Origin of the sequence: Blautia sp. Marseille-P3087 (assembly GCF_900120195.1) — a bacterium.
GTDB lineage: Bacteria > Bacillota > Clostridia > Lachnospirales > Lachnospiraceae > Blautia_A.
This window is the reverse complement of the sequence record NZ_LT635539.1, coordinates 2,046,677-2,071,565: the sequence shown is the minus strand read 5'-3', so window position 1 is coordinate 2,071,565 and position 24,889 is coordinate 2,046,677. Positions and strand designations below refer to the sequence as shown.

General features: G+C 38.0%; 26 protein-coding genes and 2 pseudogenes. 16 read left to right on the top strand and 12 right to left on the bottom strand.

What is annotated here, in order from left to right:
- Nucleotides 1–416 precede the first annotated feature (416 nt).
- The 4 genes from BQ7344_RS16825 to BQ7344_RS09850 all read right to left on the bottom strand — a co-directional run bounded on the left by BQ7344_RS16825 (nt 417) and on the right by BQ7344_RS09850 (nt 2,564).
- Complete coding sequence (locus tag BQ7344_RS16825; RefSeq protein ID WP_235816150.1) at nt 417–542, bottom strand: IS3 family transposase; 126 nt, start codon at nt 540–542, stop codon at nt 417–419.
- Between the two features lie 7 nt (nt 543–549).
- Nucleotides 550–1,143, bottom strand: a complete 594-nt coding sequence (locus tag BQ7344_RS09860; RefSeq protein ID WP_159431372.1) for an IS3 family transposase — start codon at nt 1,141–1,143, stop codon at nt 550–552.
- A gap of 183 nt (nt 1,144–1,326) precedes the next feature.
- Nucleotides 1,327–2,283, bottom strand: a complete 957-nt coding sequence (locus BQ7344_RS09855; protein WP_072522448.1) for an IS3 family transposase — start codon at nt 2,281–2,283, stop codon at nt 1,327–1,329.
- The gene (locus BQ7344_RS09850) at nt 2,280–2,564 is read right to left on the bottom strand and encodes a helix-turn-helix domain-containing protein (RefSeq protein WP_072522447.1); all 285 of its coding nucleotides are present in this window, start codon (nt 2,562–2,564) and stop codon (nt 2,280–2,282) included. Before BQ7344_RS09850 ends, BQ7344_RS09855 begins: the two co-directional genes overlap by 4 nt.
- A 282-nt stretch (nt 2,565–2,846) precedes the next feature.
- Between BQ7344_RS09850 and BQ7344_RS09845 the strand changes: the two genes are divergently transcribed.
- A complete protein-coding gene (locus BQ7344_RS09845; RefSeq protein ID WP_072522446.1) occupies nt 2,847–4,916 on the top strand; it encodes a DNA cytosine methyltransferase in 2,070 nt (689 codons plus the stop codon).
- A 35-nt stretch (nt 4,917–4,951) separates the two neighbouring features.
- Here the strand turns inward: BQ7344_RS09845 and BQ7344_RS09840 are convergent, their stop codons facing one another.
- From BQ7344_RS09840 to BQ7344_RS09830, 3 genes and pseudogenes are all read right to left on the bottom strand, one after another.
- Nucleotides 4,952–6,058, bottom strand: a complete 1,107-nt coding sequence (locus BQ7344_RS09840) for a hypothetical protein (protein ID WP_072522445.1) — start codon at nt 6,056–6,058, stop codon at nt 4,952–4,954.
- 10 nt (nt 6,059–6,068) lie between these two features.
- Complete coding sequence (locus tag BQ7344_RS09835; protein WP_159431371.1) at nt 6,069–7,310, bottom strand: MvaI/BcnI family restriction endonuclease; 1,242 nt, start codon at nt 7,308–7,310, stop codon at nt 6,069–6,071.
- A gap of 419 nt (nt 7,311–7,729) precedes the next feature.
- Nucleotides 7,730–9,085: pseudogene (locus tag BQ7344_RS09830) on the bottom strand (ISLre2 family transposase); the annotation flags it as partial.
- Between the two features lie 2 nt (nt 9,086–9,087).
- On the opposite strand from BQ7344_RS09830, the pseudogene BQ7344_RS09825 reads away from it, so the two are divergent.
- Nucleotides 9,088–10,008, top strand: a pseudogene (locus BQ7344_RS09825) (transposase); the annotation flags it as partial.
- A 184-nt stretch (nt 10,009–10,192) separates the two neighbouring features.
- On the opposite strand, the gene BQ7344_RS09820 reads toward BQ7344_RS09825, so the two are convergent.
- Nucleotides 10,193–10,429, bottom strand: a complete 237-nt coding sequence (locus tag BQ7344_RS09820) for a DUF6061 family protein (protein WP_072522442.1) — start codon at nt 10,427–10,429, stop codon at nt 10,193–10,195.
- A 220-nt stretch (nt 10,430–10,649) separates the two neighbouring features.
- On the opposite strand from BQ7344_RS09820, the gene BQ7344_RS09815 reads away from it, so the two are divergent.
- From BQ7344_RS09815 to BQ7344_RS16535, 5 genes are all read left to right on the top strand, one after another.
- Nucleotides 10,650–11,252 (top strand): Type 1 glutamine amidotransferase-like domain-containing protein, encoded by a 603-nt coding sequence (locus BQ7344_RS09815; RefSeq protein ID WP_072522441.1) that lies wholly within the window; start codon nt 10,650–10,652, stop codon nt 11,250–11,252.
- Between the two features lie 285 nt (nt 11,253–11,537).
- The gene (locus BQ7344_RS09810) at nt 11,538–11,714 is read left to right on the top strand and encodes a helix-turn-helix domain-containing protein (protein ID WP_003864535.1); all 177 of its coding nucleotides are present in this window, start codon (nt 11,538–11,540) and stop codon (nt 11,712–11,714) included.
- Between the two features lie 154 nt (nt 11,715–11,868).
- Nucleotides 11,869–12,387, top strand: a complete 519-nt coding sequence (locus tag BQ7344_RS09805) for a ClbS/DfsB family four-helix bundle protein (RefSeq protein ID WP_072522440.1) — start codon at nt 11,869–11,871, stop codon at nt 12,385–12,387.
- 48 nt (nt 12,388–12,435) lie between these two features.
- Entirely contained in the window at nt 12,436–12,801 is a 366-nt protein-coding gene (locus tag BQ7344_RS16540) for a flavodoxin family protein (protein WP_235816091.1), read from the top strand.
- Nucleotides 12,801–13,190 carry a 4Fe-4S binding protein gene (locus tag BQ7344_RS16535; RefSeq protein WP_235816090.1) on the top strand — a complete coding sequence of 130 codons (390 nt, stop codon included), beginning with the start codon at nt 12,801–12,803 and terminating at the stop codon, nt 13,188–13,190. Before BQ7344_RS16540 ends, BQ7344_RS16535 begins: the two co-directional genes overlap by 1 nt.
- A 138-nt stretch (nt 13,191–13,328) precedes the next feature.
- On the opposite strand, the gene BQ7344_RS09795 is transcribed toward BQ7344_RS16535, so the two are convergent.
- Together BQ7344_RS09795 and BQ7344_RS09790 are read right to left on the bottom strand one after the other, a co-directional pair.
- On the bottom strand, nt 13,329–14,624 hold the full coding sequence (locus BQ7344_RS09795; RefSeq protein ID WP_005421594.1) for a tyrosine-type recombinase/integrase: 1,296 nt from the start codon (nt 14,622–14,624) through the stop codon (nt 13,329–13,331).
- 86 nt (nt 14,625–14,710) lie between these two features.
- Nucleotides 14,711–15,340, bottom strand: a complete 630-nt coding sequence (locus BQ7344_RS09790) for a helix-turn-helix domain-containing protein (RefSeq protein WP_004841162.1) — start codon at nt 15,338–15,340, stop codon at nt 14,711–14,713.
- 175 nt (nt 15,341–15,515) lie between these two features.
- Here BQ7344_RS09790 and BQ7344_RS09785 point away from each other — a divergent pair, with 175 nt between their 5' ends.
- From BQ7344_RS09785 to BQ7344_RS09760, 5 genes are all read left to right on the top strand, one after another.
- Nucleotides 15,516–15,746, top strand: a complete 231-nt coding sequence (locus BQ7344_RS09785; protein WP_002578307.1) for a helix-turn-helix domain-containing protein — start codon at nt 15,516–15,518, stop codon at nt 15,744–15,746.
- Between the two features lie 146 nt (nt 15,747–15,892).
- On the top strand, nt 15,893–16,207 hold the full coding sequence (locus BQ7344_RS09780) for a hypothetical protein (protein WP_009243674.1): 315 nt from the start codon (nt 15,893–15,895) through the stop codon (nt 16,205–16,207).
- Between the two features lie 329 nt (nt 16,208–16,536).
- Complete coding sequence (locus BQ7344_RS09770; protein WP_009243673.1) at nt 16,537–18,237, top strand: MobA/MobL family protein; 1,701 nt, start codon at nt 16,537–16,539, stop codon at nt 18,235–18,237.
- Nucleotides 18,221–18,925, top strand: coding sequence for a DUF6040 family protein (locus tag BQ7344_RS09765; RefSeq protein ID WP_004841175.1), 705 nt, complete (start codon nt 18,221–18,223; stop codon nt 18,923–18,925). Before BQ7344_RS09770 ends, BQ7344_RS09765 begins: the two co-directional genes overlap by 17 nt.
- Before the next feature lie 355 nt (nt 18,926–19,280).
- A complete protein-coding gene (locus tag BQ7344_RS09760) occupies nt 19,281–19,853 on the top strand; it encodes a hypothetical protein (protein WP_005421581.1) in 573 nt (190 codons plus the stop codon).
- A gap of 487 nt (nt 19,854–20,340) precedes the next feature.
- Here the strand turns inward: BQ7344_RS09760 and BQ7344_RS09755 are convergent, their stop codons facing one another.
- Entirely contained in the window at nt 20,341–20,577 is a 237-nt protein-coding gene (locus BQ7344_RS09755; RefSeq protein ID WP_004841179.1) for a DUF6061 family protein, read from the bottom strand.
- A 338-nt stretch (nt 20,578–20,915) separates the two neighbouring features.
- On the bottom strand, nt 20,916–21,797 hold the full coding sequence (locus BQ7344_RS09750) for a LysR family transcriptional regulator (RefSeq protein WP_072522439.1): 882 nt from the start codon (nt 21,795–21,797) through the stop codon (nt 20,916–20,918).
- 130 nt (nt 21,798–21,927) lie between these two features.
- Between BQ7344_RS09750 and BQ7344_RS09745 the strand changes: the two genes are divergently transcribed.
- From BQ7344_RS09745 to BQ7344_RS09735, 4 genes are all read left to right on the top strand, one after another.
- Entirely contained in the window at nt 21,928–22,188 is a 261-nt protein-coding gene (locus BQ7344_RS09745) for a hypothetical protein (RefSeq protein ID WP_072522438.1), read from the top strand.
- A complete protein-coding gene (locus BQ7344_RS09740; protein WP_072522437.1) occupies nt 22,175–23,944 on the top strand; it encodes a 1-deoxy-D-xylulose-5-phosphate synthase in 1,770 nt (589 codons plus the stop codon). The genes BQ7344_RS09745 and BQ7344_RS09740 overlap by 14 nt, the downstream gene beginning before the upstream one ends.
- 67 nt (nt 23,945–24,011) lie before the next feature.
- Entirely contained in the window at nt 24,012–24,134 is a 123-nt protein-coding gene (locus tag BQ7344_RS16965) for a hypothetical protein (RefSeq protein ID WP_442855805.1), read from the top strand.
- A gap of 186 nt (nt 24,135–24,320) precedes the next feature.
- Complete coding sequence (locus BQ7344_RS09735) at nt 24,321–24,755, top strand: Rrf2 family transcriptional regulator (RefSeq protein WP_072522436.1); 435 nt, start codon at nt 24,321–24,323, stop codon at nt 24,753–24,755.
- Nucleotides 24,756–24,889: the final 134 nt, after the last annotated feature.

Sequence of the window (24,889 nt, the reverse complement as noted above, 5' to 3'; positions counted from 1 at the left end):
TACGAAGCATGGTGGTCATATAACAGATGTCGATGGTAATATCAAGGCATTCCCCGATTATTAGCTGGAGCAAACAATCAGCTAACTTTCAGAGCTTGACAGAGGGGGTATTCAGAATACCTCAAATTGAATCGGAAACAGTTTTATATAGTGTCCCATATGGGTTTACCTTACCTCAGATTGACAGAGATTGACAATAGGTTGGAGCTCTTCTAAGCGGAACGTCGCAGGTTCGATTCCTGTCGGGGACGCCACAAACAACGCTGAAAGCCTTGATTTTGGTGTGCTACCCGTCAAGTAGACAAATTAAATAACGAAAATTTTTCTTTCCCGGTACAGTTCATGTACCGGGTTGTTTATGCAACGTTTTCTAGTTTTTGTTCATGAAATTCCATTGATGTAAGCACCCCAAGATTTCATTGAACTCTTTTGTTTGTGTAATAATCTATGTATTTCTCTATGGCAAGCATTAATTCTTCTTTTGTTTTATACTTTTTGCCATAATACATTTCTCGTTTCATTAGTCCCCAGAATCCTTCCATAGGACCATTATCGATACATCTTGCCACGCGAGACATACTTTGTGTCATTTCTGGTGCTATATACAAAAGCGACAGGCCTCCTATCGCATAAATCAAGTATTACGCTTAAATATAGTTTACCTTTTTTATCGTCTTCTCCAACACCATATTTGAATTCTGATACATCTGTTACCCATTTCTGATTTATCATGTCCGATTTAAATTCTCTATTAAGGATATTTTCGGCAACGTAAGCTGGATCAGACGCAGGTTTAGTACAACAATTATACCGATGCTTTATATATGACTGGATTTTCTTCTTGCGGCAAATCCTTAAAACACGTTTGTCATTAACAGCTATTTTATAATCATGTGCTAGAGTATCCCTTATACGTCTATAACCCATATCTGGATGTTCATCATGAATCTTTGCAATGGTATCGGCTATGCGTTCATTAAGATTATCATTATCACTATTTACATGACTTAGCCATTTATAATAGGCTGATCTAGCTATTCCAGCAAACTTGCATAACGCTGATATGGAGTATGTCTTATTTTCATCAGATATTTCTTTGATTGTAAGGTATTTTGTTGTATTGCGTGTCTTGGTCAGGTTCACCTCCTCTCTACTACAATATATTTATGGTTAATATTCCTTACTGGCTGTAAGGAATATTAACCATAAATATATTGTAGTAGGTTGAAGAAAAATCACGGAAAAGATAATCATAATCGCACCTACTGTAATACTGCTATATAAGGCGGTACTTGCGACCTTATCTGTCTTTTCTTTGGTCCTATGTCAAGATTTTGTACAAGTTAAAATGAGAAAATTCTCCCCATTTTGACCTGCCAGAAGCTCAACCTCAGTGTGTATTCTTTCATACACTCGTTCGAATTCGTTTGGCGACATATAGTTGCAATGGCTATGAATTCGTTTCGTATTGTAGAAAGCTTCCAGATATTCAAAAATCAACTGGTATGCCTGCTTATAATCGTGAATTTTAAAACGATTGAGCCATTCACGTTTGATAATAGAATGAAAGGATTCAATGCATGCATTATCCCACGGAAAAGCTTTCTTTGAGTAGCTACGCTGCATATTTTCGGTTGCTTTTTTATATTCCTTTGCAACATATTGGCTGCCACGATCCGAATGGATAATTAATGGTTGATTGATATTCCGGCGAGCTGTGGCTTTGTTTATAGTATCAATCACGCAAGATACTTTCAGTGTTTCTGAAAGCGTCCAGACTATGATTTTTCTAGAAAATAAATCCATAACACTGGTCAGATAGACAAATCCATCTATTGTCCAGATGTAGGTGATATCCGAACACCAGACTGCATTCGGACGATCAGGATTAAATTTCTCATCAAGGATATTTTGTAATTCAGTGCTGAAATCGGAATCTTTTGTGGTGATTGTCCATGGTTTGCTCCACTGAGCACGGATCCCCATTTGGCGCATATATGTACCAACGGTTCTTTCCGAAATGACTTCACCAATTTTTCGAAGTTCTACAGTGATTTTTGGAGCACCGTAGTTCTGCTTGGAATCATCATAAATATCCTGTATTTTTGCTTTTACAGTTTCACGATGTTTTTCTGTATCAGAAGGTACATGGTGGAGCCATGCAAGATATCCTGAGCGAGAGACACCTAAAAACTTCAACATTCCGGAGACGGAAACCCGGCGTCCAGCCTTTTTGGCAGTTTCCGTCTTCTCAGACACTTCGAGATAAATGGCTTCCGTCATTTTCCCAGAATGTTGATTGCTTTTTTTAACACATCAAGTGCATCTTGGGCATCACGTAATTCACGCCTGAGACGGGCAATTTCCTTCTGCTCATCAGATGCATAATTACCAGAACCACGAACAGGAATATCACCTGCTTCCCGGAAGTCTTTCAGCCACTTTGTTAATGTACTGTAGCCGATGCCAAGATTTTCTGCACATCCACGTACTCCGAGATCTTTGTGATCCTGATAGTACTGGACTGCATCAAGTTTAAATTGTTTGTCATGTTGCTTTGCCATATGAGATCCTCCTTCAGCATGTTTCTATTGTACCATGCTTATGTGTATTTGGAATTTCTCATTTTGGCTTGTACTATTTATATTTTAGCAACACTGTAATTTAGTAATACACATAAACACCTGGACTTTCTAATAGGCACATGTTAAAATTATAGTGTTATATAAGGCTTTTTTCTTGAAAATGCCTGGATTTTTTTATGGATTTATGCTATACTCCACCTGAATTTTCAAGACGCTATTTGTTATAATTATTACCATCATAAATAATAAGGATGTGAAAAAATGCCTACATTTATTGATTTATTTGCTGGGGCAGGAGGATTCAGTGAAGGTTTCCTACAAGTAGAATATGATTCTAAATATTATGATTTTCTCCTTGCTTCTGACATTAATACAACTTGTGAAGTTACACATAGAATGAGATATAATCATCAACTTGGTTTGTCTACAGAATTTCTTACAAAAGATATAACTGATCCAGACTTTTTAGAGGTGTTGAAAAGCAAAATAAAACAGAGTTATGGAGATAAACCAATTGATATTGTTGTGGGAGGACCACCCTGTCAATCATTTTCATTAGCAGGTGTTCGTAAAAAGAACGATAAGAAAGATGATTTATTTTCTTATTATTTAAAGGTAATCTCAATGATTAAACCTAAATACTTTGTAATGGAAAATGTTTATGGAATTCTCACTAAGTATGAAGGAAAGATTAAAGAACGTATTATAAGAGAAATTAACAGTATTATAGATACAGATTCATTAACTGAATATCTGGAAATCGGGAAAAAATATGCTAAGAGATTAGATAGAGAACACATGAGAGAGGCTGATTATATCTTTAGAAAGCTGGAGATTGTTCTTTCAAAAGAGAAGATTCAACTTGATAAAAGTAATCTATACTTAGAAATAATAGAAAAATTGGATCACAGTGAATTTTCTATTGAGCAAAGAGAGTTTATTCAAAATTCTACACTTGAAAAAAAGAATGATATTGATATTCCAGAATTGGATTCTTTTATGGATTACTTATCTGATCAATTTGTGAGTGCATTTAGGAATAATAAAGTTATTTCAGAAGAAGAAAGGAATATTGTTCGACAGGCTCTTAATCTCATTAAACGGCAGTATATTATAGAAAATTTAAATAAAGGTGTAAAAAAAGAAATAAATGTTTGTCATCTTGATAGAAGCGAATATAAAGAAGAGTTCGACCAGATTACAGATTGGCTTAAAGATGAGAACATTTTAGAAAAATTTTATCAAGCTTGTGGGAATATTATTTATAAATACTGTGCTGAGACATATGTAGAAAGAGATGAAAAGGGAGAGGATGATTCTTTTGATAGATATATATTAGAAGTTGCAGCTAAGAATAAATGTGTCGATATTACTCTGGCATTAAGAGACGCAATCAATATTTTGTATGAACCAGTAATGGATACAATTTACAGATTAAATAAGCTTGTTGAAAAGAAGCTGTCAACTGAAGAAAAAACAAATTTTGAAGCATTAGCTGAGGAAGTGCGATTGTATCATATTAAAAGTGAAATAGTATTGAATGCATCTGATTATGGAGTGCCTCAAAACAGACAGCGTGTAATTTTTATTGGGTGTCGTAAAGATCAGAAACTAATTACTTCTATTCCTCCAACAGTAACAGAAGATGAAAAAGTTACTACTTCTGAAGCATTAGATGATCTATTATTTATTGAGAACAACGACACTCGAACCGACTATGATTACAGGATGTATGAACAAGCCATTGCAGATAAACCCAAAAGAACCATACTAGGGAAAATTAATTGTGATGGATCTAAGAAAACATACATTGAATGGGCAAGAGAAGGACGATTAAATCCAAAACGATTTCCTAATATTAAAAAACCTACTTATACGGCAGCTAATGATATGACAGAAGTTCAACAAAAAGGATTAACAGATATGATACTTCCGAACCATCAGACATCTAATCAGAATGATATGGTTAAGAAAAGATATGCATTTATGAGAAAGTATGGAAGCTATCAAGCTGCTAAGGCACATGATCCTAACAATGAAATTCTTAATACAAATAAAAGAAATTATAATGTGTTAGATGCAAAATCTCAATCTTCTACAATTATGACCATTGGAGATGATTATTGTCACTATGGAGATGATCGCTCACTTACTGTAAGAGAAATGGCAAGACTCCAGTCATTTGATGATAGTTTTGTTTTTCAAGGAAAACGTACAACAGGTGGTGACAAAAGAAAACTTGAAACACCACAATTTACACAAGTTGGAAATGCTGTTCCACCTCTTATGGCACATGCAATAGCATTGGAAATATTAAAAAATATCCAATAATATGAAAGACCACACTTGCCGGTGTGGTCTTTTTGCTAGAAAAAATCAAAATATGCAGCATCAGTTGTGTATGTATTATTCTCAATAAGTCTCTGAATATGCTCTACACAATGGCCTTCCTCGAAACCAGATTGAAGATTTGTATTTAATAATTCATGAATAGGATTTATGGTATTATACTTTGGAAGTCCCCAATAATACCCACCTCTTATTAATTTTCCCCTTTTTACTGGTAGCCTATCTTCTGAAAAAGATTTGTAGAATTCTTCTCTCTTTTTCGCTGCTTTTTCAGGATCTTCCTCATAATCTCCATTATTTTGTGTTGGAACAGTCACGAAAGAATATGAGAAATTCTTTAACCTTGGCAATGTATAAAGGCCTGATCCAAATTTAATATTTGAACCAGTTGGTAATGTAATCCCATCTCGAGAAAGATAATAAATTAAGCTCCAAAGCATAGGTGCCTGAATGCTGTCATTCCAATTGGTTTTACATTGTAAAACATGAGCTTCAAAGTCTTTAAAATAATAGGTTGCTAAATAATTTGTTAATCGCTCAATTCGTGTTTCTTCTTTTCGAATTCTTCTATTATAAATACATGCTAATTCTTCTGGTAAATTATCATCATTAGGATGTTGTTGCTTTAATGTTTCAATAGCGATAGATTTATCGCCGGTAAATAATTCATTATCGGGGAAGGTTACGGCTAATAAATCTACTTCTGAAGCGGAATCCATTCCGTTAAAAGACATAGCTTTATGGAGTGAATCGATATTAGAAGGGCCAATAAATACCACTGTTCTTGAATTACACAGGCAAAGGTTAAGATAATATGTCACCAGACGCTCCCAGAGATATCCACCAGAACTTACGTCATCTTGATCTCTAGAGGTATTCGCATTTGAGGAATATAGGATTTCTCTTAAATGTTCACCTAACAAAAACACTCTTTCAGCTTTTGTCTGAGTAGTTGTTGAATCATTAAAATTCAGTAATTCATGTGTTTTAGTTTTCCATGTAGGCCAGACTTGTACCTTTACTTTTTCTCCAACATCATTTGTTGAGTTATAAACGCAATCAGTGACGATTCCTGAAACAATACTTTTTCTGTAAAATTCAATAATTGAATTACTGTTTACCATATAAGATCACCTACATTTCATCTAAATAGTAAATTTCCGGCTCACCAAATAATAATGGCAAATCCTGAGGCCACATCTTAAACAACATTCCATGGTCTCTCCAATTAAGAGTATCTCGACCATTCTTATTTATTTTTTTGTAATAACCAGCAAGATCGATCATTATTTTATCAGTTTCTATAAGTGGTAAAATTAGAGATGTATTTGGATTTTTGGTATGTTCAATAATATCATATCTAAACCATTCTCTATTTCCACGCAGATCAGAAACAGCTTTTACCCAAAATGTTTCTTTATGTTTTTCTAATAATTTTTTGTTTAAAGTTGATAAGTACCAGTAAGATAGCATATGTTTATATTCTCTTGCATCTTCGTAGCAGATATGAACTTCTTCATTGTTGTTATCAATATTAAGGACTAAGCCAAAAGAATTAACTTTTGAAAAAAACGTTGTGTTCTGAATAGACAACCTCTCTTCCTGTTTTGCCTCATTCCATGTCCATCTTCCAAATTCTCCGACAATATCAGAATATGACAATCCACCATCTGGAACTTTTGAAAAAAGATTTACTCGATCTCTTGTGGCTCTTGTTCCTCTTCGTGTAGTCCTTGTTAATCTACTTGCTTTTAACTCAATGCCTTTATAATCTGGAAGTTCAGAATTATTTCTTGAAATGCTTAGAGCATTTTCCAAAGTATCTCCAACACCTGGATCTCCCGGTGTGATGCTTGGTAAAAAACCTTGGTCGTGAATATCTTTTATCTTCCATAACAGCTCTCTCGCAATTGCATTTTGGTCATAGCTGAGTTGTTGCAAAACATCGGCTACAAAGCCGTTATTAAACAAAGAGTTCCTAATCAAATCATTAGAAAGATTAAAGACGTAGATTTCTCCTCTAGAAACTGTAAGAGCTAATAAATTTCTTGGTTGACAATAATTCTTTAAACCGGAAAACCAAATCCTTGGATCTCCCTTTTTAGTTTTTGGTCTATATAAAGATGCCATAGTTTCAACCATTCCATTATATTCAACAAAATAAGAGGGAACCCGAGCTTTATTCTCTGGACCTTGTTCTTGAAAATAATAGTCATGAATATCTGTTTCTTTTAAAAGTGTTCTAACTGTAGCTATTGCATCCATTATTGATTTATCATATCCGGTTGGAGTTGGTACAAGAAATGCAACTGGCAAACCTGCATTTGCAAAAACAGGAAAAAATTGATCAATGTAAATATCTGACATTGCTAACATATTTCCACGCCCCTTCATCATTTGAATGTCTCTATTTTACCAGATATGTAGGAATAATAACAGCCACTTTTGAAAAGTGAAAGATTTGAGAGCGGGACAATTTCATTGTCAATATAATTCTAAGTCATGTAAATGATTTTGTTCAGGAAAACTAAAATTTAGTATAGTATTCGTTACTGTCAAGTAATCGTTGGCAAATCTTTTTTATACAGATTAGCTTCCCCACTGCCCGTGTGAGATGTACCGCAAAGACACGTTACGTTTCCTGCTCGCTACACTCGCCTATTCACTCAGGCTCCTGCGTGAACTCGCCCCTTCAGGGCTCAAACATGCGCCCGCCTTCGTTGCTGGAGCGTAGCTCTCTACGGAACCTCACTATCGTCTTTTGCGTGCACATCACCACACTTGGCAGTGGTGTATCAGTAACCCACAATAGAAAGCAGCTTTTTTCGATCTCCTCTGCTTTCCATATCCAGCCCGATCATATGACCAACCACCGGATAGTTATATCCTGCTCCAATCTTCTTCCTGATCTGGCCGGCCTGAAGGATATCGCCTTTTAGTTCTTCTAACTTTGCTTCTTCAAATACCGGTATCCTCAGCTGTTCCGTTATCTCATACAGCTTTCCGGAACATTTCTTTGCCAGGATCCTTGCAAGATGATTCCCGCCTCTTATGCTCCAGCTGGTATGGTTATGTTTCATCCTGCGGGCTATGATACTCCAGATATGATTCTCCATGGTTCCCATATTTTTATATACAAGTCCTTCTGGACATTCCGGTATCTCCAGGCCGCGTTTCTGGTAAGGGAGCAGTCCCTCTTTATTCGCCGTAAAATACCTGAGCAGGGTCTCTGCTTTTTCTATCTCTGTATCATCGGTAAGACTGTCCTTATAGACGGTCAGATATTCAAACATTTCTTCAATCTGTTCTTTTTCAAGCAGTTCCATCACATCGCATACTGCTTCTTTATGCGAAAGATTTTCCCGGATGCTTTTGTTTCTGTGAAATGGGTCAAGCTGGAATACTGTTCTCTTATCTCTGATCTTTTTTATCCAGGATGCTCCATCCCCATTTAAAAAACGCATCTGTACTTCATCGAGATTATATTCTGATGCGATCATAGCTTCACGTATCTTTTGGAAATCAGAAGCCTTATTGAATCCGGCTGTTACGACTTTTCCATCAAGTCTGTATCTTCCGGATCCTTCCTCTGCCCATCCGTCATATGCGATGGCTGCCTTCATCTCCGCTTTTGGGAAATGTCTTCTTTTGCGGTCCTTTCCCTGAAGATTCAGCCATACACCATCTGCTTCTTCAAACAATACTGGCATTTCCCTGACTCCCTTTATCTGTTCCTTTTTATCTGCTTCAATCAATTCTTTTTCATCTTTTTCAAGTTTTTCTCCCAGCGTCTGGATCACGTTCCATACTCCGGCATGGCTGATTGGAAGCCCTGTTGTTTCACTTACCTTTTCAGCACAGTTCCGGTATGACATTTCCGTAATAGATGATAACAGCAGTTTAACATAGTTTTCCGAAATAAGACCTATATGGTTAAAGCGTAGATTCTCATCAAGAAGATATACGCACCGACTGGTTCCGTATTCGTCCCGTGTCTGATAAACATGACGTTCATAAGATACCTCTCCATAAACTGTCTTTATGGTTGATTTGTGGTATCCCTTGTCTCTAAATTCAGCTTTATTTCTTGTCTCATGAAGATGCTGATCATACTTTTCCAGTATCTCTGTTGTGAGTTCCCTGCCTACATTAGAGTATTGAAACTCTTGAAAGTTATTTGAACCGGCTCAAAAAATATAACCAGCAGATACATATCTGTGCGGAACGCAACAGCTATTCAAAGACGGATCATGATGCTACTTTTATGCGAATGAAGGAGGATGCCATGGGAAACGGACAGTTAAAGTCTGCTTATAATCTTCAACATGGCGTGGATTCTGAATACATCACATGGCTTACCATAGGTCCCCAGCCTACTGATACCACAACGCTGATACCATTTTTGAAAGATGCACAGGAGCATTTGAAATTCAAATATAAAAACATAACAGCAGATGCTGGATATGAAAGTGAAGAAAACTATCTGTTTCTAGAAGCAAATGGTCAGCTTTCTTATATAAAAACTGCGAACTATGAGATTTCCAAGACCCGTAAATATAAAAATGATATCGGTAAGATAGAAAATATGGAGTATGATGTAAAAAAAGATATCTATACCTGCAGAAATGGTAAAAAATTAGGTGTAGATCATATCCGCCACTCAAAAAACAAAACAGGATATGTAAGCGAAAAAACGATTTATAAATGTGAAGACTGTAATGGATGCTCTTACAAAAGCGAATGCATCAAAGGGAATAATTGTAAAACACCTTTGGAAGAACGGACAAAGACACTTCAGGTTGCGAAAATATTTCTAAAACATAGAAAAGAAGATTTAGACCGGATTCTCTCAGAAGAAGGGATTCTCTTCAGGACAAACCGAAGTATACAGGCGGAAGGCTCCTTTGGAGATTTAAAGCAGGATATGCAGTTCCGCAGATATTTAAGCAAAGGAAATGCAAATGTTCTTGCAGAGAGTACGTTGCTTGCCATGGCAAGAAACATAAACAAACTACATAATAAGATTCAAAATGGAAGAACCGGAACACATTTATTTCCGATAAAAAGTGCCTAAATTTTGACTTATCAAAACAATTTTTCAAGCCATCAAAAATGGCTTATTAAAGTGCGTCTTTAATAATAGACTGTAACAATGAAAAGCGTTTTTTGATGGATTTTATCCTTAAAACAGCAAAAAAGGAAGCTGCCGCTTCACGAAAATTCATTCGTTAAAGCGACAGTCCCTTTTTTGAACATTACTATGATGTCAGGGAATCTTCTGCATCTACCCACATCTGTAAATTCCCATCAAGATACAGTCTCGCATATTCTAGTGGTTCATCAATGGCAAGTGTGTTTAATGCACAATCTGATCCGGATGAGGTTCTCAAATTCTTTTCTGCTTTCCAGCAGTCAATGCGAAGCATATAGCCTGCACTGGTATAAACATCAATGCTGTTTCGTCCGGGATTATATTCTGCAAATATTGTTCTCATCGTATCTTATCTCCTTATCGTTCAATCAATTATTTGCTACAAAAATCAGAAGCATTTCAATCAGTTCACCATGTCGTTTTTATTTTGTGCTATAATGTGTTATCAGAATTTTTTGCCCTTATATTTTCCCTTATCAGAGTTCGTAAACACTGGCGGGACGATATAACACAAGGGAAACAATAAGGGAAAGCTCAATCGGAATTTATAAAGGAGAATATTGATGAAACTATTTTTATGTTCGCACTTTTCAAGTGTGGGAAGTCTGATAAAGGAAGAAATTGAAAATAAGAAAGTCGCATTTATTCCAACAGCTTCACTGCGTGAAGGCTACACCGGTTATGTCGGCTCGGCTCGAAAATTATTCAAAAAGTTGGGAGCAATCGTAACTGAAATTGATATTTCAACGGAGGCTTATTCAACGATACAGTCTGTTTTTGAAGAAGCAGATGTGATATATTTTACCGGCGGAAATTCTTTCTTTCTTATGGACCAGCTCCGTAAAACGGGAGCTGATGGGCTACTGAAAAAGGAATTGGCAAATGGAAAATTGATGATCGGCGAGTCGGCAGGCGCAATTATATGCGCTCCAAGCATCCAATATATCGAGCAAATGGATAAAAAGCCAGAGGACTACTCACAAGAAGGTGATGCAGGGCTTGATTTGATTGATTTCTATGTTCTTCCGCATTATCTTACAGCACCATTTAAGAAAGTTACCGAGAAAATAATGACTGAGTTTTCGGATTTGAATCTATGCCCAATTAACAACCGTCAGGGAATTGTAATTGATGGTGAAGGTTCAAAGGTTATTTGCAAAGACTAATTTGAAAATTCAAGTTTGTTGAATTAAAAATGAAATAAAGTTCAAGAAATCATAGAGTGTATGGATTCAATTCCATATGCTCTTTTTCTTTACTTAATTTCAGGAAAAATGTAGAAATCTAATGTTACGAGTTTCTTACGAGTCGTATTAAAAAAACTCGCAAGAAGACTCGTAAGAAAAAAAGTAAAAAAATTTGCTTTTGACCACTGTAAAACATGCTCTGAGCGTTTCGTTATATGAAGGGATAATTTTTCTTTCATATTTCAAAGAAAAGAGGATAAAGAAATGTCAGAGAAAAGATGTTATACAGTTCAGGAGTTACAGGAAATCTTAGGAGTCAGCAGACCTACTATTTATAACCTTTTGAAGAAAAAGGAATTCCGGTGGATCCAGTTGGATGGCGGAAAGTATCGCATCTCCAAGAAGAGTTTCGATGACTGGCTCGATAACTTGGAACAGTAAAAAACGAAGTACTGTGATGAAATATTTGCCAGCGGAGCAGAAACAGAAGAGTTTTTCTATCGCCTGGGTATAAAGGATGGACTGAGATTAAAAAGTACGGTAAAATCTGTATTAGAAATGATGTCGTGAAATTGGTATTTGAGGAGATAGACTAGTGAGAACATACGAGAATAAAGATGAACTTAAGAACGAGATAAACAAAAGTTTTGCAAAGTACATTTCAGAATTTGATATTATTCCGGAATCATTAAAAGATAAGAGAGTTGAGGAAGTTGACAGAACTCCAGCAGAAAATCTTGCTTACCAGGTTGGCTGGACAACTCTTGTTCTTAAATGGGAAGCAGACGAAAGAAATGGTCTTCATGTCAAGACTCCTTCGGATGATTTTAAGTGGAATCAGCTTGGCGAATTATATCAATGGTTTACAGATACATATGCTTATCTGTCGTTGCAGGAGTTGAAAGATATGCTGAAAGAGAATATTAATTCGATTTATGAAATGATTGACTCATTAAGCGACGAAGAGTTATTCGAGCCCCATATGAGAAAGTGGGCCGATGAAGCAACCAAAACAGCGGTCTGGGAAGTATACAAGTTTATACATGTTAACACGGTTGCTCCGTTCGGAACATTTAGAACTAAGATTAGAAAATGGAAAAAGATAGCACTATAACTTTCAGTTTTCCTAACTGGATAAATCGGTATTAGCAGGAGGAGCATTATGAGATTTTATAATATATTTTTCAGCCCGACAGGGGGCACAGAGAAAGTAGCAGATATTGTTGCGAAAGGGACGAAGCTGGATGCTGAAAAAATCGATCTAATTAAAGAACCAGATAAACTCGTGAAGGTGAAATTTGAAAAAAAGGATCTATGTTTGGTTGCTGTACCGTCTTACGGTGGACGCATTCCATCAGTTGTAACGGATATGTTCCGCAAAGTAAAGGCAGATGGTACGAAGGCAATTCTTGTGGCAGTATTTGGAAACCGTATGATTGATGATACCCTATGGAATTGCAGGATGTTCTGGAGGCATCAGGATTTGTATGTATCGGAGGAATGGAGGCTGTCGCAGAGCATTCCCTGATGCACCAATTTGGAACCGGACGCCCGGATCAGCAGGATGAAAAGGAATTGCTGGGATTTGCCGCAAAGATTATGCAAAACAGCGAAGCACAAAGGACACCTGCATTTCCGGGAAACAGACCATATCGAGAATATTGTGGTGTTCCGCTCAAACCTGTTGCAAATGGAAAATGCACTTCCTGCGGTCTGTGCGTAAAAGAATGCCCGGCAGGTGCCATTCCGTTGGACAATCCGAAGATGACCGATAAGGATAAGTGCATTTCCTGTATGCACTGTGTAGCAGTCTGTCCGAAGAAAGCACGAAATTACAGTAAGCTTGTCAGTTTTATCGCTGGACTGAAAATGAAGAAGGTTTGTTCCGGCAGGAAGGAAAACAAATTGTACCTATAAATCGGAGTTTGTGGAGAGATTTCCTGAGTTTTCCTTATTTTACAGGCTTTTTAGCCCCTTAGATAGTGAAATGATATGTATTTTCCCTTATTTTTACCCTTGTGAGGAATCCGCAAGGGAAATAAGGGAAATTTTTATTTAAGCGTTGCTCGCTACTTTATCAAGAAGTCTTGCGGAATCCCGCTTTGCTTTTCTTGTTGAGTGAGCGTAAATGTTCATTGTGGTACTGACATCGGAATGTCCTAACAGTTCCTGTACATCTTTCGGAGCAGCTCCATTCGAGAGCAGGTTGCTGGTGTAGGTATGTCGTAACTGGTGAAAGTGAAAATCTTCAAATCCTTCCAGCTTTTTTGATACTGACCTGCAAGCAATGCCGAGTGTACTCGGCAGTTCCAGACTGCCATCCGGTCTGAGGCAGACAAAGGATATTTCTTTATAATCTGCCGGGACTTCCTGTGTTCCGTCAAGGTGATAGTATTCATAATACACCCTGTTTTTCACATGCACCTCTTTGTAGTAGTTGCGGTGGTAAAGTTCCCCGTACTGCATCCGGCTTTTCAGTTGTTCCCGTCTTGCTGCTTTCAATATTTCAGTCAGCGTATCTCCAAAATCAACAATCCTTACTTTCTTTCGCTTGGTCGTTCCAATCACATTTTTATGCTTTGCACCGTCGTAACGGATACTTCTTTTAATGGTCAGGCATTGATCTTCAAGGTTGATGTCCTGCCATGTAAGACCACAGGTTTCACCGATGCGAAGTCCTGCATAATATGCAATCTGAATCGGCAGGATCGCAGGTGGATTTTTCTTTTCCAGATACTTGATAAGTTGCTCATAATCCTCATGTGAAATCGGCTGTGTGCCATCTTCGACTTCATCATCGGAAAAGAGGTCAACTTCCTCTGCCTGTTTTTTCAGCTTAATATACTGCATCGGATTGAAACTGATTAACTGTTTTGGAAATACTGCAAAACGGAATGACTGCTGCAACACTGCGGAAAAAGAATGGATATAATCTTTACTGTATCCTTTTCTCACTTTTCCGTCTGGAAATTCGCCACCGAATGTAAGCAGATCAAGAAATGCCTGTAAATGTTCGGCAGTAACTGTTTTCAGTTTACGGTCTGCAATCGGGTGTTTCTTAGTGCAACGGATTGCACTGAGATAATTTTCCACTGTGCCATTACTGAGTGTTCCGGTTTTCAGTTCTTCTTCTGCCCACATGTCCAGAAGTTCACCTACGGTAAGGTTATCTGCTTTTGCAACAAATTTCTTATCTTCGTAATCTTCCAGTGCCTTGCGGAGAAGTTTTTCTGTCTCACTTTTGCTTTCGGTTCCGGCATATTCTTTCTGAACCATTTTGCCGCTTGCGTCCTCTACATAGAAGCGGTAGTACCATTTCTTTCCTTTCTTTCTAACAGATCCTTTTGCCATAATCGTATGTCTCCTTTCGATATCAGACAATCGGAACTGCTGAAATGCTTCTTGCGTGTAAGTATATCATAACTCCGATTATCTTACTATACCGATTCAGAATCCTCGTACATAACTTCGGATAAAAGATTTGCAAGCCGTTGTTCTGCTGTTTCCGGTTTCTTGGAATAGAGCCTTACAATATCTGCCATGTCATTCAATGCGTTGACAGTATGGGTGATCTCCCTGAGAAACATGATCTCGTTATATTCATCATTCGATTCAAACCCCATTACTTTTGCAATGTCCGCTTCTTTGGTATTGCCTTTGTAATTCTTGCAGGCGAACTGGAACGAATCCAAAAACAGTTCATATTGTTTCAACATTAACAGCAGTAGGTCTTTGGAAAAAGCATCTTCTGTTTTCGTAAGGTCAAGAGGTAACTGTTTGAGAATATCCGTCATGGCATCACGAATCTGTAATTCTCTTTTATCCGTAATGTCGGTTTCATATTCGTCCGTTTCCCCTCTGAGCCATTCCACAGATACATGGAGAGCTTCTGAAAGACCTTCCAGCACCATTTTCTTTGTATTGTCAATCGTTCCGGCTTCATATCTCTGAATCGTAGATGCAGTCACACCCATCTTTTCAGCGATATAAGGCTGTGTCAGATTCAATTCTGTACGGCGCTGTTTTGCCCTGCTACCGATCAGCTTGCGTAATTCTTTATCTTTCATGCTGATGTGCCTCCTTTTTCGGTATGTCATTACTATACCACATAACAAACAATATTGCAATATGCAATTAAACAATAAACAATATAATTTCGTAATGCTTGACAAGATGATATAAACACGCTATACTGACAGCACAAAAGAAATTGCATAATGCAATTTATAAGGAGGTGGTCACATGACGCAAAGAAAGATTGCCTTATCTATTGAGGAAGCTGCGGATTATACGGGAATCGGCAGGAACACCCTGAGAAAACTGGTGGAGTGGAAGAAACTTCCGGTATTAAAGGTCGGGAGGAAAGTCCTGATTAAAACGGATATGCTGGAACTTTTCATGGAAGCCAATGAGGGCAGGGACTTAAGGGATAAAGGAAATGTGAAAGCCGTCACAAGAAACGGTTCCACTTAAAAAGGCGGTTCCCGAAGAAACCGCCAAAGGTTTTATCAGACCGAAGCCATGATATACCTACACGCAAGCAGATTATACCATGTACTTCGTCTGACAGACAACAGGAAACTTATGTTTGGTAGAAAAAAGAAAGGACGATGATATTTATGGCAAGATCAACAAAGAGTTATGAGGAGCGTCTGCTCCAGTTGGAAAAAAGAGAACAGGAAAGCCTTGAAAAAGCGAAACAGTACGCAGCACAGAAACGGGAACTGAAGAAACGTCAGAAAGATGTGGAAACAAAAAAACGAACCCACAGGCTCTGTCAGATTGGCGGTGCGGTGGAATCAGTGATTGGTTCTGCGATTGAGGAAGAAGATATTCCGAAGCTGGTCGGCTTCTTAAAAAGGCAGGAAGCAAATGGGAAATTCTTCTCAAAGGCAATGCAAAAAGAGCCGGTTGCGAATACGGAGGAAGTGTAATGCCGGAGGGAGTGGAGTTTCCATTCCCTTCATTGCTTTTTTATGAAGGGCGCACTTATGGACAACCAGAGGTCGTCCGTATAAGTTTGCCACAGGTGGCAACCGGTCTGCGCTAACGCTTGCCGGGCTCGTTCCGTCGGCGGGCATTTCATGCAGACCTGCTCATGTCGCAGGAGGCACTCTTCGCCAGAGGGGCGCATTCCATGCAGGCTGTTATGCACAGAGCACTCTTACGCAGAGGGCGTTCCGGCAGATACCATTCTCTTTTACAGGAAATGTTAACTGCCGGAAATCAATGCCGGGTACGGCAGAAAGGGGGGAAACGGATCATGGCGATCTTTCATTATACGGTAAAGATTGTCGGACGCAGCAAAGGGAAATCCATCATATCAGCGTCTGCCTATCTCAATGGTGAGGTAATGAAAAATGAAGAAACAGGCAGGATCAGTTACTACACTTCCAAAAGAGAAGTTGTTTATACCAGTTTGATGATGTGTGAAAATGCACCGCAGGAATGGCAGAATGTACCTGCCGAAAATATCAAACGGTTTCAGAAATCTGTCCGGTATAAAAGGGCAGACAACAAAGAAGTTGTACTGGAGAAATTCAAACTTACTTTTCAGAAACAGTGCTTATGGAATGAAGTTTTGAAGATTGAGAAAAGTTCAGACGCACAGCTTGGCAGATCGTTTGAGTTCTCACTTCCAAAAGAATGGAATCGACAGGAACAAATTGAATATACAACAGATTATATTCAGAAAAACTTTGTGGACAAAGGCATGTGTGCAGATTGGAGCATTCACGATAAGGGCGACGGAAACCCGCATGTGCATTTACTTGTAACCATGCGTCCCTTTAATCCCGACCACTCATGGGGAAACAAAGAAGTCAAAGACTGGGAGTTTGTCAGAGATACTGACGGAAATATTGTGGTTGATGAATCCCACCCGGACTGGTGGCAGGATAAAAAGAATCCTGACCGTCATGGAATCCGAATTCCGGTATTGGACGAAAACGGTAATCAGAAAGTTGGTGCAAGGAACCGTAAACAATGGAAACGGGTGCTGACCGATGCTACCGGATGGAACAATCCAAAGAATTGTGAATTATGGCGGAGCGAATGGGCGAAAGTCTGTAATGACCATTTATCAGTAGAACAACAGATTGACCACCGTTCCTATGCAAGACAGGGAAAATTAGAAATCCCTACAATCCATGAGGGTGCTGATGCAAGAAAGATTGATGAGAAATTCCAGAGTGGACAGGTGCAGACAGCTTCATGGAAAGTAGAGGAAAACCAGATCATAAAAAGACAAAATGCACTGCTGAAAAAGATACAGACCAGTTTCGGAAAAGTATCTGGTGCATTATCACAGTGGAAGGAGTGGTTAAATGACCTTAGAAGAAAGCCGGGAAGTCATTCCCATGATGGAGTCAATGATAAACCAGATCGAGGAACAGCAGAACCTTATGGCAGAGATGGTACAGGAATTACAGGAACGGGACAGACAGCTTCTGTCCTTTCAGGAGCAGAACCAGAGTTTGCAGATCTTAAACAGCGAGTTATCCGGGCTTCTGAATCTTTTGCCAGATACAGAAGAACTGCTCTCCCAGATCGAACAGCAAAAAGTCAGAATCGAACAGTTGGAAAACGAGAATCAGCAATGGCAGGAATTAACGCAGAAGCTGAACAACGAGAACAGCTTATTACTGACATTAAACAGCAGATAGAGAAAGCGAGGGATATTGATGAACGAATGCGTAAACTTAGAGAACGTCGGGCGGGTGGAAGAACTCCTGGCAATGACGGAACAGATGCAGGACGAACTGGATCAGAAAGACCAGACAATTCTGGAACTGAACAGGCAGCTAAACAGATCGCTGACCTTGAACGAGAAATTGAACAGCGAAAACAGAGCCGAGAATATCGAAGCATTGCGGACAAAATTAAAGCAAACAGAGGAACAATTAACCAGCGAGACAGACAGCAGGAAAAGAGCCGACGCAGAAGTCGTGGCATGGAAATTTAAGTACGAAAAAGCGGAGCAGGCAAAACGCTATGCACAGACACACCAAAAGACGGTAGAGGTGCCTGTCGAGAAAAAAGTGCCTTATGAGAAATGCGATAACTGTGACCGTACTGCTTATCAGAAAGCAAAAGAAAAATGCGATAATCGAAAAATTCAGTTGGAGAAAAAATATAAACAAATGACAACAGGTTATGAAAGCCTTATGTTCCTGTTGGCATGGTACAGCATAGCAACTACACTGTTCACAGCTATCCTTTCTCCGGTTTTTCTTAACGACTGTATCACCTTTTTCGGTACGATTGGTAAAGGAATCATAAACCTGTTTCGAGAATTTGTTACAGGAGCAGATTCTTTCGGACAGTTAAGCAATGGAATCTCAAACAGTATCGTTTCCGGGATTGTGTACTGGCTGATCGCGGCTATTGTTATGGGAATTTTATTCATTATAACGGGATTCCTGATAATTGGGATTGGCTATCAGGTGGGAAAAATCTACCGGAAATATTGTTGGGATATCATCAGCATTATGGTGGCAATAATGAGTACAGCTATCGTAATCTACTTTGGCGAATGGATAAAATCTGTCATTCCGATAAACCTCATTGTACTGTTACTACTTGTATATGTGGTCTATATTGGAATTCGATGTTATGTAAAAGACTGGCGAGAAGAGCGGGGATATTATTAAGAAAAACACAGGGAGATGTCTTTATCTTCCTGTGTTAAAAATGAAGCATTGATTATTTTTATATGAGAGGGATTATCGGACAGACCTATATCGTGTTACAAAGTGTTGTAAAGCCTGCAATTTCGTGATTTTTAAAATTGACCGTTTTATAGGATAGTATAAAAGTTTGTTAGAGAATCTTAAAAATAAACATTAAAATTATATAAATCACCACTATTATAGGATACTATAAAAATAATTCAAAACAAGTCTTTTATTTTTTTAAAGAGTGATATATATTAAGTGTATACAAAAGCATGCGCATTCTTTTAAAGTCGTCTATAAATCTTAAATTCCTCAAGAAAGGAGGAAAATCATGAAAAAAATTAAACGTTGTATAGCAATTATTTTGTCAATGGTTTTAGGATTTTCGATGTCAACAGTATCTTTTGCTAGTGAAAGGTATAATCAAAATGACAATTCGAAGGGGACTTGTAGTAAAGAAGATGTTGACTTATCCAATGGTGGTTATACTATAATTTATGAAGATGGAGAACTATATATAGTTCCTTCTCAAGAAACACGAATGGGTGGCGGAATTGGATACTGTACTGTAAAAAATAAGACTTTTTCATATTCTATGACAAGAAGTCAAGCAGAGGCAGCTCTTAAAGCAATAAATGTGGGAGAGGGTGCGACTAAAAGTTTAGGGACTTTACTGCTAGCTGCTTTAGGTGGTCCTGTTGGTTCGGTTGTTGGACTCAGTGTTTCTGTAATTCTTAATTTTATCGGCGGAGAGAGTACTTACGTTAGTCATTTAAAATCATTTCTTAATTCGGGTAAATCTGTAGCATATTTTAAGTTTGACACACATTGTGTGAATAGAGGAACTATGTATGGAGATCCAATGTATGATTACGTGGTAGATAACGTAAGAATGACTTATTAAAAAATTGCATGAAAAGAAAGTATTGGGCGTTATTAGTTTTTGCGTTAATAATAGTATTGCAGTGGATTGGATTAGGATTTCATGGTCAAATAAGGTTTATTTTTTTGATAATTATATTAGTTCTAATTGTTTTATTTGCAATATTATTGCGAAAATAGCAAAAGTGATTTGTGAATAGTGAGGTAAAGGAACAAGGTGAAGCCGATACACTTAGGGCAGTCCTTTACGGAACGGACACAGCCAGTACCGCAATGATACATAAGAGGGCTTGAAAGAAGGTCACAAACCTTGCAAGTCCTCTTGTTTATTCTATGTGTCGAGCCCGTCTATGTGTCAGATTGCATTTTCTGATAGACTGTTTCTTTTCGTGACTTATCAAAGAAAGTTCTCCTGTCGGGTATGTTCCAATTGTTTATTTCGGATATAAGCGTCTAATTCACAATTATATTCGTAGAGGCGAAAGACTACTTTGTTCTAAAAGGTATTTCTATATCTCTAATGAATCTTCCGCGTTCACCCACATCTGCAAATTTCCATCAAGATATAATCTTGCATATTCAAGTGGTTCATCAACTGCAAGTGAAGTTAATGCACAGTCTGATCCGGGAGTGGTTTTTAAATTCTTTTCTGCTTCCCAACAATCAATGCGAAGCATATAGCCAGCACTGGTATAAACATCAATACTGTTTCTGTGTGGATTGTATTCTGCAAATATCGTTCTCATCGTATCCTATCTCCTTATCATTCAATCAATCATCAGATACAAAAATCAGAAGCATTTCAATCAGTTCACCATGTCACTTTTATTTTGTGTTATACTGTTTTATATGATTTTCTTGCCCTTGTATTTGCCCTTATCAGAATTCGTAAACACTGATGGGACGATATAACACAAGGGAAAGAATAAGGGAAAGCTCATCTGCGATAAATCCAGTGTTTTCAAGGGTTGGCAGAGAATTTAATAACAAGATATAACAGTTATCAAATCTCTTAAAACAGGTGAAATCTCAATCGGAGTTTGTCTTGCTGTGTTCAAATCACAAAAAGGTCATCGTTTCACGATTATGGTAAAACGATGATCTTTTTTATTTCTTCCAGTAACAGATTAGCAACAGGAGTGAATATTTGATATTTTTTCCATATAACATACATTTTTGTATGGAGGGGCGGTGTAATCGGACGGAAGCATAAATCACTTTCTGCATTTGTTTCTACTAACTTGTCAAAGGTAAGCTCAACCCCCAGCCCTTCACGGACAAAAACGGCACCGTTATTGCAGAGATTAAATGTCGCTAATATATTAAGTCGGTCAAGGTTATCGGAACACCAACGGGGTAAATCCATTTTAGCAGACTGTTCAGAACAAAAAATAGGAATATCCAATAAGTCATCAAAGATAATAGCCTCTTTTGTGGCTAATGGATTGTCCTTTCTCATCAGAACACCCCATGTATCGTATTCGGGAACTTCAAGATAATTGTATTTTGATAAATCTGGCGGTTCTACAATAAATGCCATATCCAGAAGACCACGGTCTAATCGTTCCGTTACCTGTTCGGTATCACCGCTGGTAACATGATAATGGATATTGGGATAAATGCTGCTTAACTTTTTTACAGCACGGGCAAGATACTTTACAAGATAAGATTCTGCACAGCCAATATAAATATCACCGCCTGTGATATCATCCATTGCCTGAAATTCGTTTGTGATTTTGTCAGCCAAGGCCAGTAAATCTTCTGCTCTTTTTCGTAGAAGCATACCCTCATCAGTAAGACTGACGCTGGTGCTACCACGCATAAATAATTTTTTGCCAAGCTCTTGTTCCAGATTCTTCATCTGCTTAGAGAGCGTTGGCTGTGTAACATGAAGTCTTTCAGCAGCCCTTGACATATTTCCTTCACGTGCAATTTCAAGAAAATAGCGAAGTACACGAATTTCCATAGTACAACCTCCAACATTTTTTATTATCCTATACTTAAATGATATTCTTGTCAAGAATATCGTGATATGAATTATAAGTATTAGATATATCGCTTGAAGAATGTATAATTAAAGCAGGAGGTGCAGACAGATGGCAGAAGCAAATGACAAATATGGAAGAATTTATCAGAATCTTGTGGACACAGGCTGTAATCAGAAAACAATCCAGCGTTGCATGAAACTGGCACAAGAAAACAATGTAGAAGCGCTGTTATCACAGTTGTATGTGTATAGAAAACATTTAATAGAACAGACACATAATTATCAGGAAAACATAGATTGCCTGGATTATTTGATCTACTCGTTAAAGAAATCTAATGAAAATAAGGAGAATGTAAATGACAGATTATAAAATTATTCAAACAATTAACGGACCGGAAGATGTAAAAAAATTGTCTATGGAGCAGCTGAAGGAACTTGCTTCGGAAATCAGAGAGGCATTGTTTAACCGGTTGACTAAAATCGGCGGTCACTTTGGTCCAAATTTCGGTATGGTGGAGGCAGAGATTGCCATGCATTATGTTTTCTCTTCGCCTAAGGATAAGTTTGTATTTGACGTATCTCATCAGAGTTATCCTCATAAGATTCTGACCGGAAGAAAGAATGGATATATTTCCGATGAGCACTTTTCAGAGGATTCCGGTTATACAAATCCGGAAGAAAGTGAACATGACTTCTTCAATGTAGGTCACACTTCGACTTCAGTTTCTTTGGCTACAGGTCTGGCTAAAGCGAGAGATATAAAAGGAGATAAAGAAAATATTATTGCAATTATTGGTGATGGCTCCCTTTCAGGCGGTGAAGCACTAGAGGGATTGAATGTAGCCGGATCAGAGATTAACTCCAATCTAATTATTATAGTAAATGATAATGAGCAGTCGATTGCCGAAGTACATGGCGGAATGTATAAAAATCTTGCCGAACTAAGAGAGACAGGCGGAACTGCTTCCAATAATCTCTTCAAAGCGTTTGGATTAGATTATATATATGAGGAAAACGGCAATGACATAGCATCACTGATTTCCTTATTCCGCAAGGTGAAAGATACGGATCATCCAATCGTAGTCCATATCCATACACAAAAAGGAAAGGGATATGAGATTGCTGAAAAAGACAAAGAGGGATGGCATTGGTGTATGCCATTTGACCGTGAAACAGGCAAACCTACAATTTCTTTTGGAGATGGAGAAGATTATACATCTATCACTGCTGAGTATATTATGGAAAAAGCAAAAAGTGATTCTGAGTTTCTTGTGATTACTCCTGCTATGCCAGGCAGTGCAGGCTTAAATCAGGAACAGCGAAAGGAGCTTGGATTGCAGTATGTGGATGTAGGGATTGCGGAGGAACAGGCGGTTGCCATGGCATCTGGTGCTGCAAAAAACGGTGCGAAACCGCTTGTGGTTACTAACACAACCTTTATTCAAAGAGCGTATGACCAGATTTCCCATGATGTATGTATTAACAATAGTTCTGTTACGATTCTCTTAAACTACAATTCTTTTGACAGTTTGACAGATGTTACGCATCTTGGAATTTTTGGACTGGCAGCTTACACGAATGTTCCGAATCTGGTAGTGCTTGCACCTACCTCAAAAGATGAATACCTTGCTATGCTTGATTGGTCAGTTGATCAGAAGGAACATCCGGTTATGATTCTCATCCCCGGAAATCAGGTGACCTATCGTGAAGCAGATAAGGATTTTAACAGACTGAATCATTTTAAAGTGGAAGAAGCTGGTGAAAAGGTTGCAATTCTGGCACTTGGTGATTTTTATCAGCGTGGTGAACAGCTCAGCGCAAAAATAAAAGCAGAATTTGGCTTTACGCCGACATTGATCAATCCTCGTTTTGCTTCTGGTATTGACAAAGAATTACTGGAAAGTCTTTCCGAAAGACATCAGATGGTAATAACCATGGAAGACGGTATTTTAAGCGGCGGTTTTGGCGAGAAAATAGCTTCCTTTTATGGTAGTTCTGATATGAAAGTGAAAAATTACGGACTTGATAAGAAATTTTATGACCGATATGACCCAAATGAATTACTGAAAGAGGTTGGTATGACACCGGTTCAGATTATTGCGGATATTTGCAATCAGATAAAATAGAAATTGGGAGACTGGAAGTAGTGACACCAGAATTGGAATTCCGGGTTCAAGCAATCCTGATCACATCATGGAGAACACGCAGTTGTATGATTTTGAATTAACTGACGAAGAGATGGAGCAGATTGAGGCTTTGGAAAAAATGAGAAGCATGACTGGTACGTGGTCTATATCGGAATCCGATGTTATGTGAAAGACTGGCGGGAGGAACGAGGATATTACTAAAACAAAAAGAAAACAGGAAGATTTTGTAAAGTATCTTTCTGTTTTTTCTAAAGCAGACTATTGATTGTATTTATATTAAGTTTTCAACAACAATGTAACCATTGAAATTACATCTGTTTTTTGATATGATTACTGTCAAAGAGAGGTGTTTATAATGCAGATTTCAAGCAGATTTACAATGGCAATCCATATGTTTGCCTGTATAGATACATTTTCGGATCAGAAGATGACTAGTGATTTTATGGCAGCAAGCATTGGAACTAATCCGGTGATTGTTCGTAAAATATTGCAACAATTAAAGGCCGCTGGTCTTATTGAAGTTGCAAGAGGGACAGGCGGTGTGACAATTACCAGACCATTGGAGCAGATTACATTCCTTGATGTGTATAAAGCAGTGGAATGTGTACCAGATGAAGAACTGTTTCATTTTCATGAGAATCCCAATCAGAAATGTCCGGTAGGAAAGAATATTCACCATGTTCTTGATAAGAGACTGTTAGAAGTACAGAAGGCAATGGAGGAAAAACTTTCAGAAATGACACTTGCTGATGTGAAAAAAGATATTGCAGTGTATACAGAGGAAGAGTAGTCTACAGAAGGTTTCGGATGAGTGATTATATCATCACAATTTCCGGAGCCTTTTTGTTTTTCATAATCAATGTAAAATCTTCAAAAGGAGTTGTAACAAAAAAAGTTACAAAAAGTTTGATGTAACTATTGACA

Excerpts from the sequence above, each read along its gene's own strand:
- BQ7344_RS09810 (WP_003864535.1), top strand. The coding sequence starts at position 11,538 with ATGTCAGAGAAAAGATGTTATACAGTTCAGGAGTTACAGGAAATCTTA.
- BQ7344_RS09840 (WP_072522445.1), bottom strand. The coding sequence starts at position 6,058 with ATGGTAAACAGTAATTCAATTATTGAATTTTACAGAAAAAGTATTGTT.
- BQ7344_RS16535 (WP_235816090.1), top strand. The coding sequence starts at position 12,801 with ATGCACCAATTTGGAACCGGACGCCCGGATCAGCAGGATGAAAAGGAA.
- BQ7344_RS16825 (WP_235816150.1), bottom strand. The coding sequence starts at position 542 with ATGGAAGGATTCTGGGGACTAATGAAACGAGAAATGTATTATGGCAAA.
- BQ7344_RS09785 (WP_002578307.1), top strand. The coding sequence starts at position 15,516 with ATGACGCAAAGAAAGATTGCCTTATCTATTGAGGAAGCTGCGGATTAT.
- BQ7344_RS09740 (WP_072522437.1), top strand. The coding sequence starts at position 22,175 with ATGACAGATTATAAAATTATTCAAACAATTAACGGACCGGAAGATGTA.
- BQ7344_RS09790 (WP_004841162.1), bottom strand. The coding sequence starts at position 15,340 with ATGAAAGATAAAGAATTACGCAAGCTGATCGGTAGCAGGGCAAAACAG.
- BQ7344_RS09750 (WP_072522439.1), bottom strand. The coding sequence starts at position 21,797 with ATGGAAATTCGTGTACTTCGCTATTTTCTTGAAATTGCACGTGAAGGA.
- BQ7344_RS09770 (WP_009243673.1), top strand. The coding sequence starts at position 16,537 with ATGGCGATCTTTCATTATACGGTAAAGATTGTCGGACGCAGCAAAGGG.
- BQ7344_RS09760 (WP_005421581.1), top strand. The coding sequence starts at position 19,281 with ATGAAAAAAATTAAACGTTGTATAGCAATTATTTTGTCAATGGTTTTA.
- BQ7344_RS09855 (WP_072522448.1), bottom strand. The coding sequence starts at position 2,283 with ATGACGGAAGCCATTTATCTCGAAGTGTCTGAGAAGACGGAAACTGCC.
- BQ7344_RS09735 (WP_072522436.1), top strand. The coding sequence starts at position 24,321 with ATGCAGATTTCAAGCAGATTTACAATGGCAATCCATATGTTTGCCTGT.
- BQ7344_RS16965 (WP_442855805.1), top strand. The coding sequence starts at position 24,012 with ATGGAGAACACGCAGTTGTATGATTTTGAATTAACTGACGAAGAGATG.
- BQ7344_RS09755 (WP_004841179.1), bottom strand. The coding sequence starts at position 20,577 with ATGAGAACGATATTTGCAGAATACAATCCACACAGAAACAGTATTGAT.
- BQ7344_RS09835 (WP_159431371.1), bottom strand. The coding sequence starts at position 7,310 with ATGTTAGCAATGTCAGATATTTACATTGATCAATTTTTTCCTGTTTTT.
- BQ7344_RS09820 (WP_072522442.1), bottom strand. The coding sequence starts at position 10,429 with ATGAGAACAATATTTGCAGAATATAATCCCGGACGAAACAGCATTGAT.
- BQ7344_RS09850 (WP_072522447.1), bottom strand. The coding sequence starts at position 2,564 with ATGGCAAAGCAACATGACAAACAATTTAAACTTGATGCAGTCCAGTAC.
- BQ7344_RS16540 (WP_235816091.1), top strand. The coding sequence starts at position 12,436 with ATGAGATTTTATAATATATTTTTCAGCCCGACAGGGGGCACAGAGAAA.
- BQ7344_RS09780 (WP_009243674.1), top strand. The coding sequence starts at position 15,893 with ATGGCAAGATCAACAAAGAGTTATGAGGAGCGTCTGCTCCAGTTGGAA.
- BQ7344_RS09845 (WP_072522446.1), top strand. The coding sequence starts at position 2,847 with ATGCCTACATTTATTGATTTATTTGCTGGGGCAGGAGGATTCAGTGAA.
- BQ7344_RS09795 (WP_005421594.1), bottom strand. The coding sequence starts at position 14,624 with ATGGCAAAAGGATCTGTTAGAAAGAAAGGAAAGAAATGGTACTACCGC.
- BQ7344_RS09745 (WP_072522438.1), top strand. The coding sequence starts at position 21,928 with ATGGCAGAAGCAAATGACAAATATGGAAGAATTTATCAGAATCTTGTG.
- BQ7344_RS09815 (WP_072522441.1), top strand. The coding sequence starts at position 10,650 with ATGAAACTATTTTTATGTTCGCACTTTTCAAGTGTGGGAAGTCTGATA.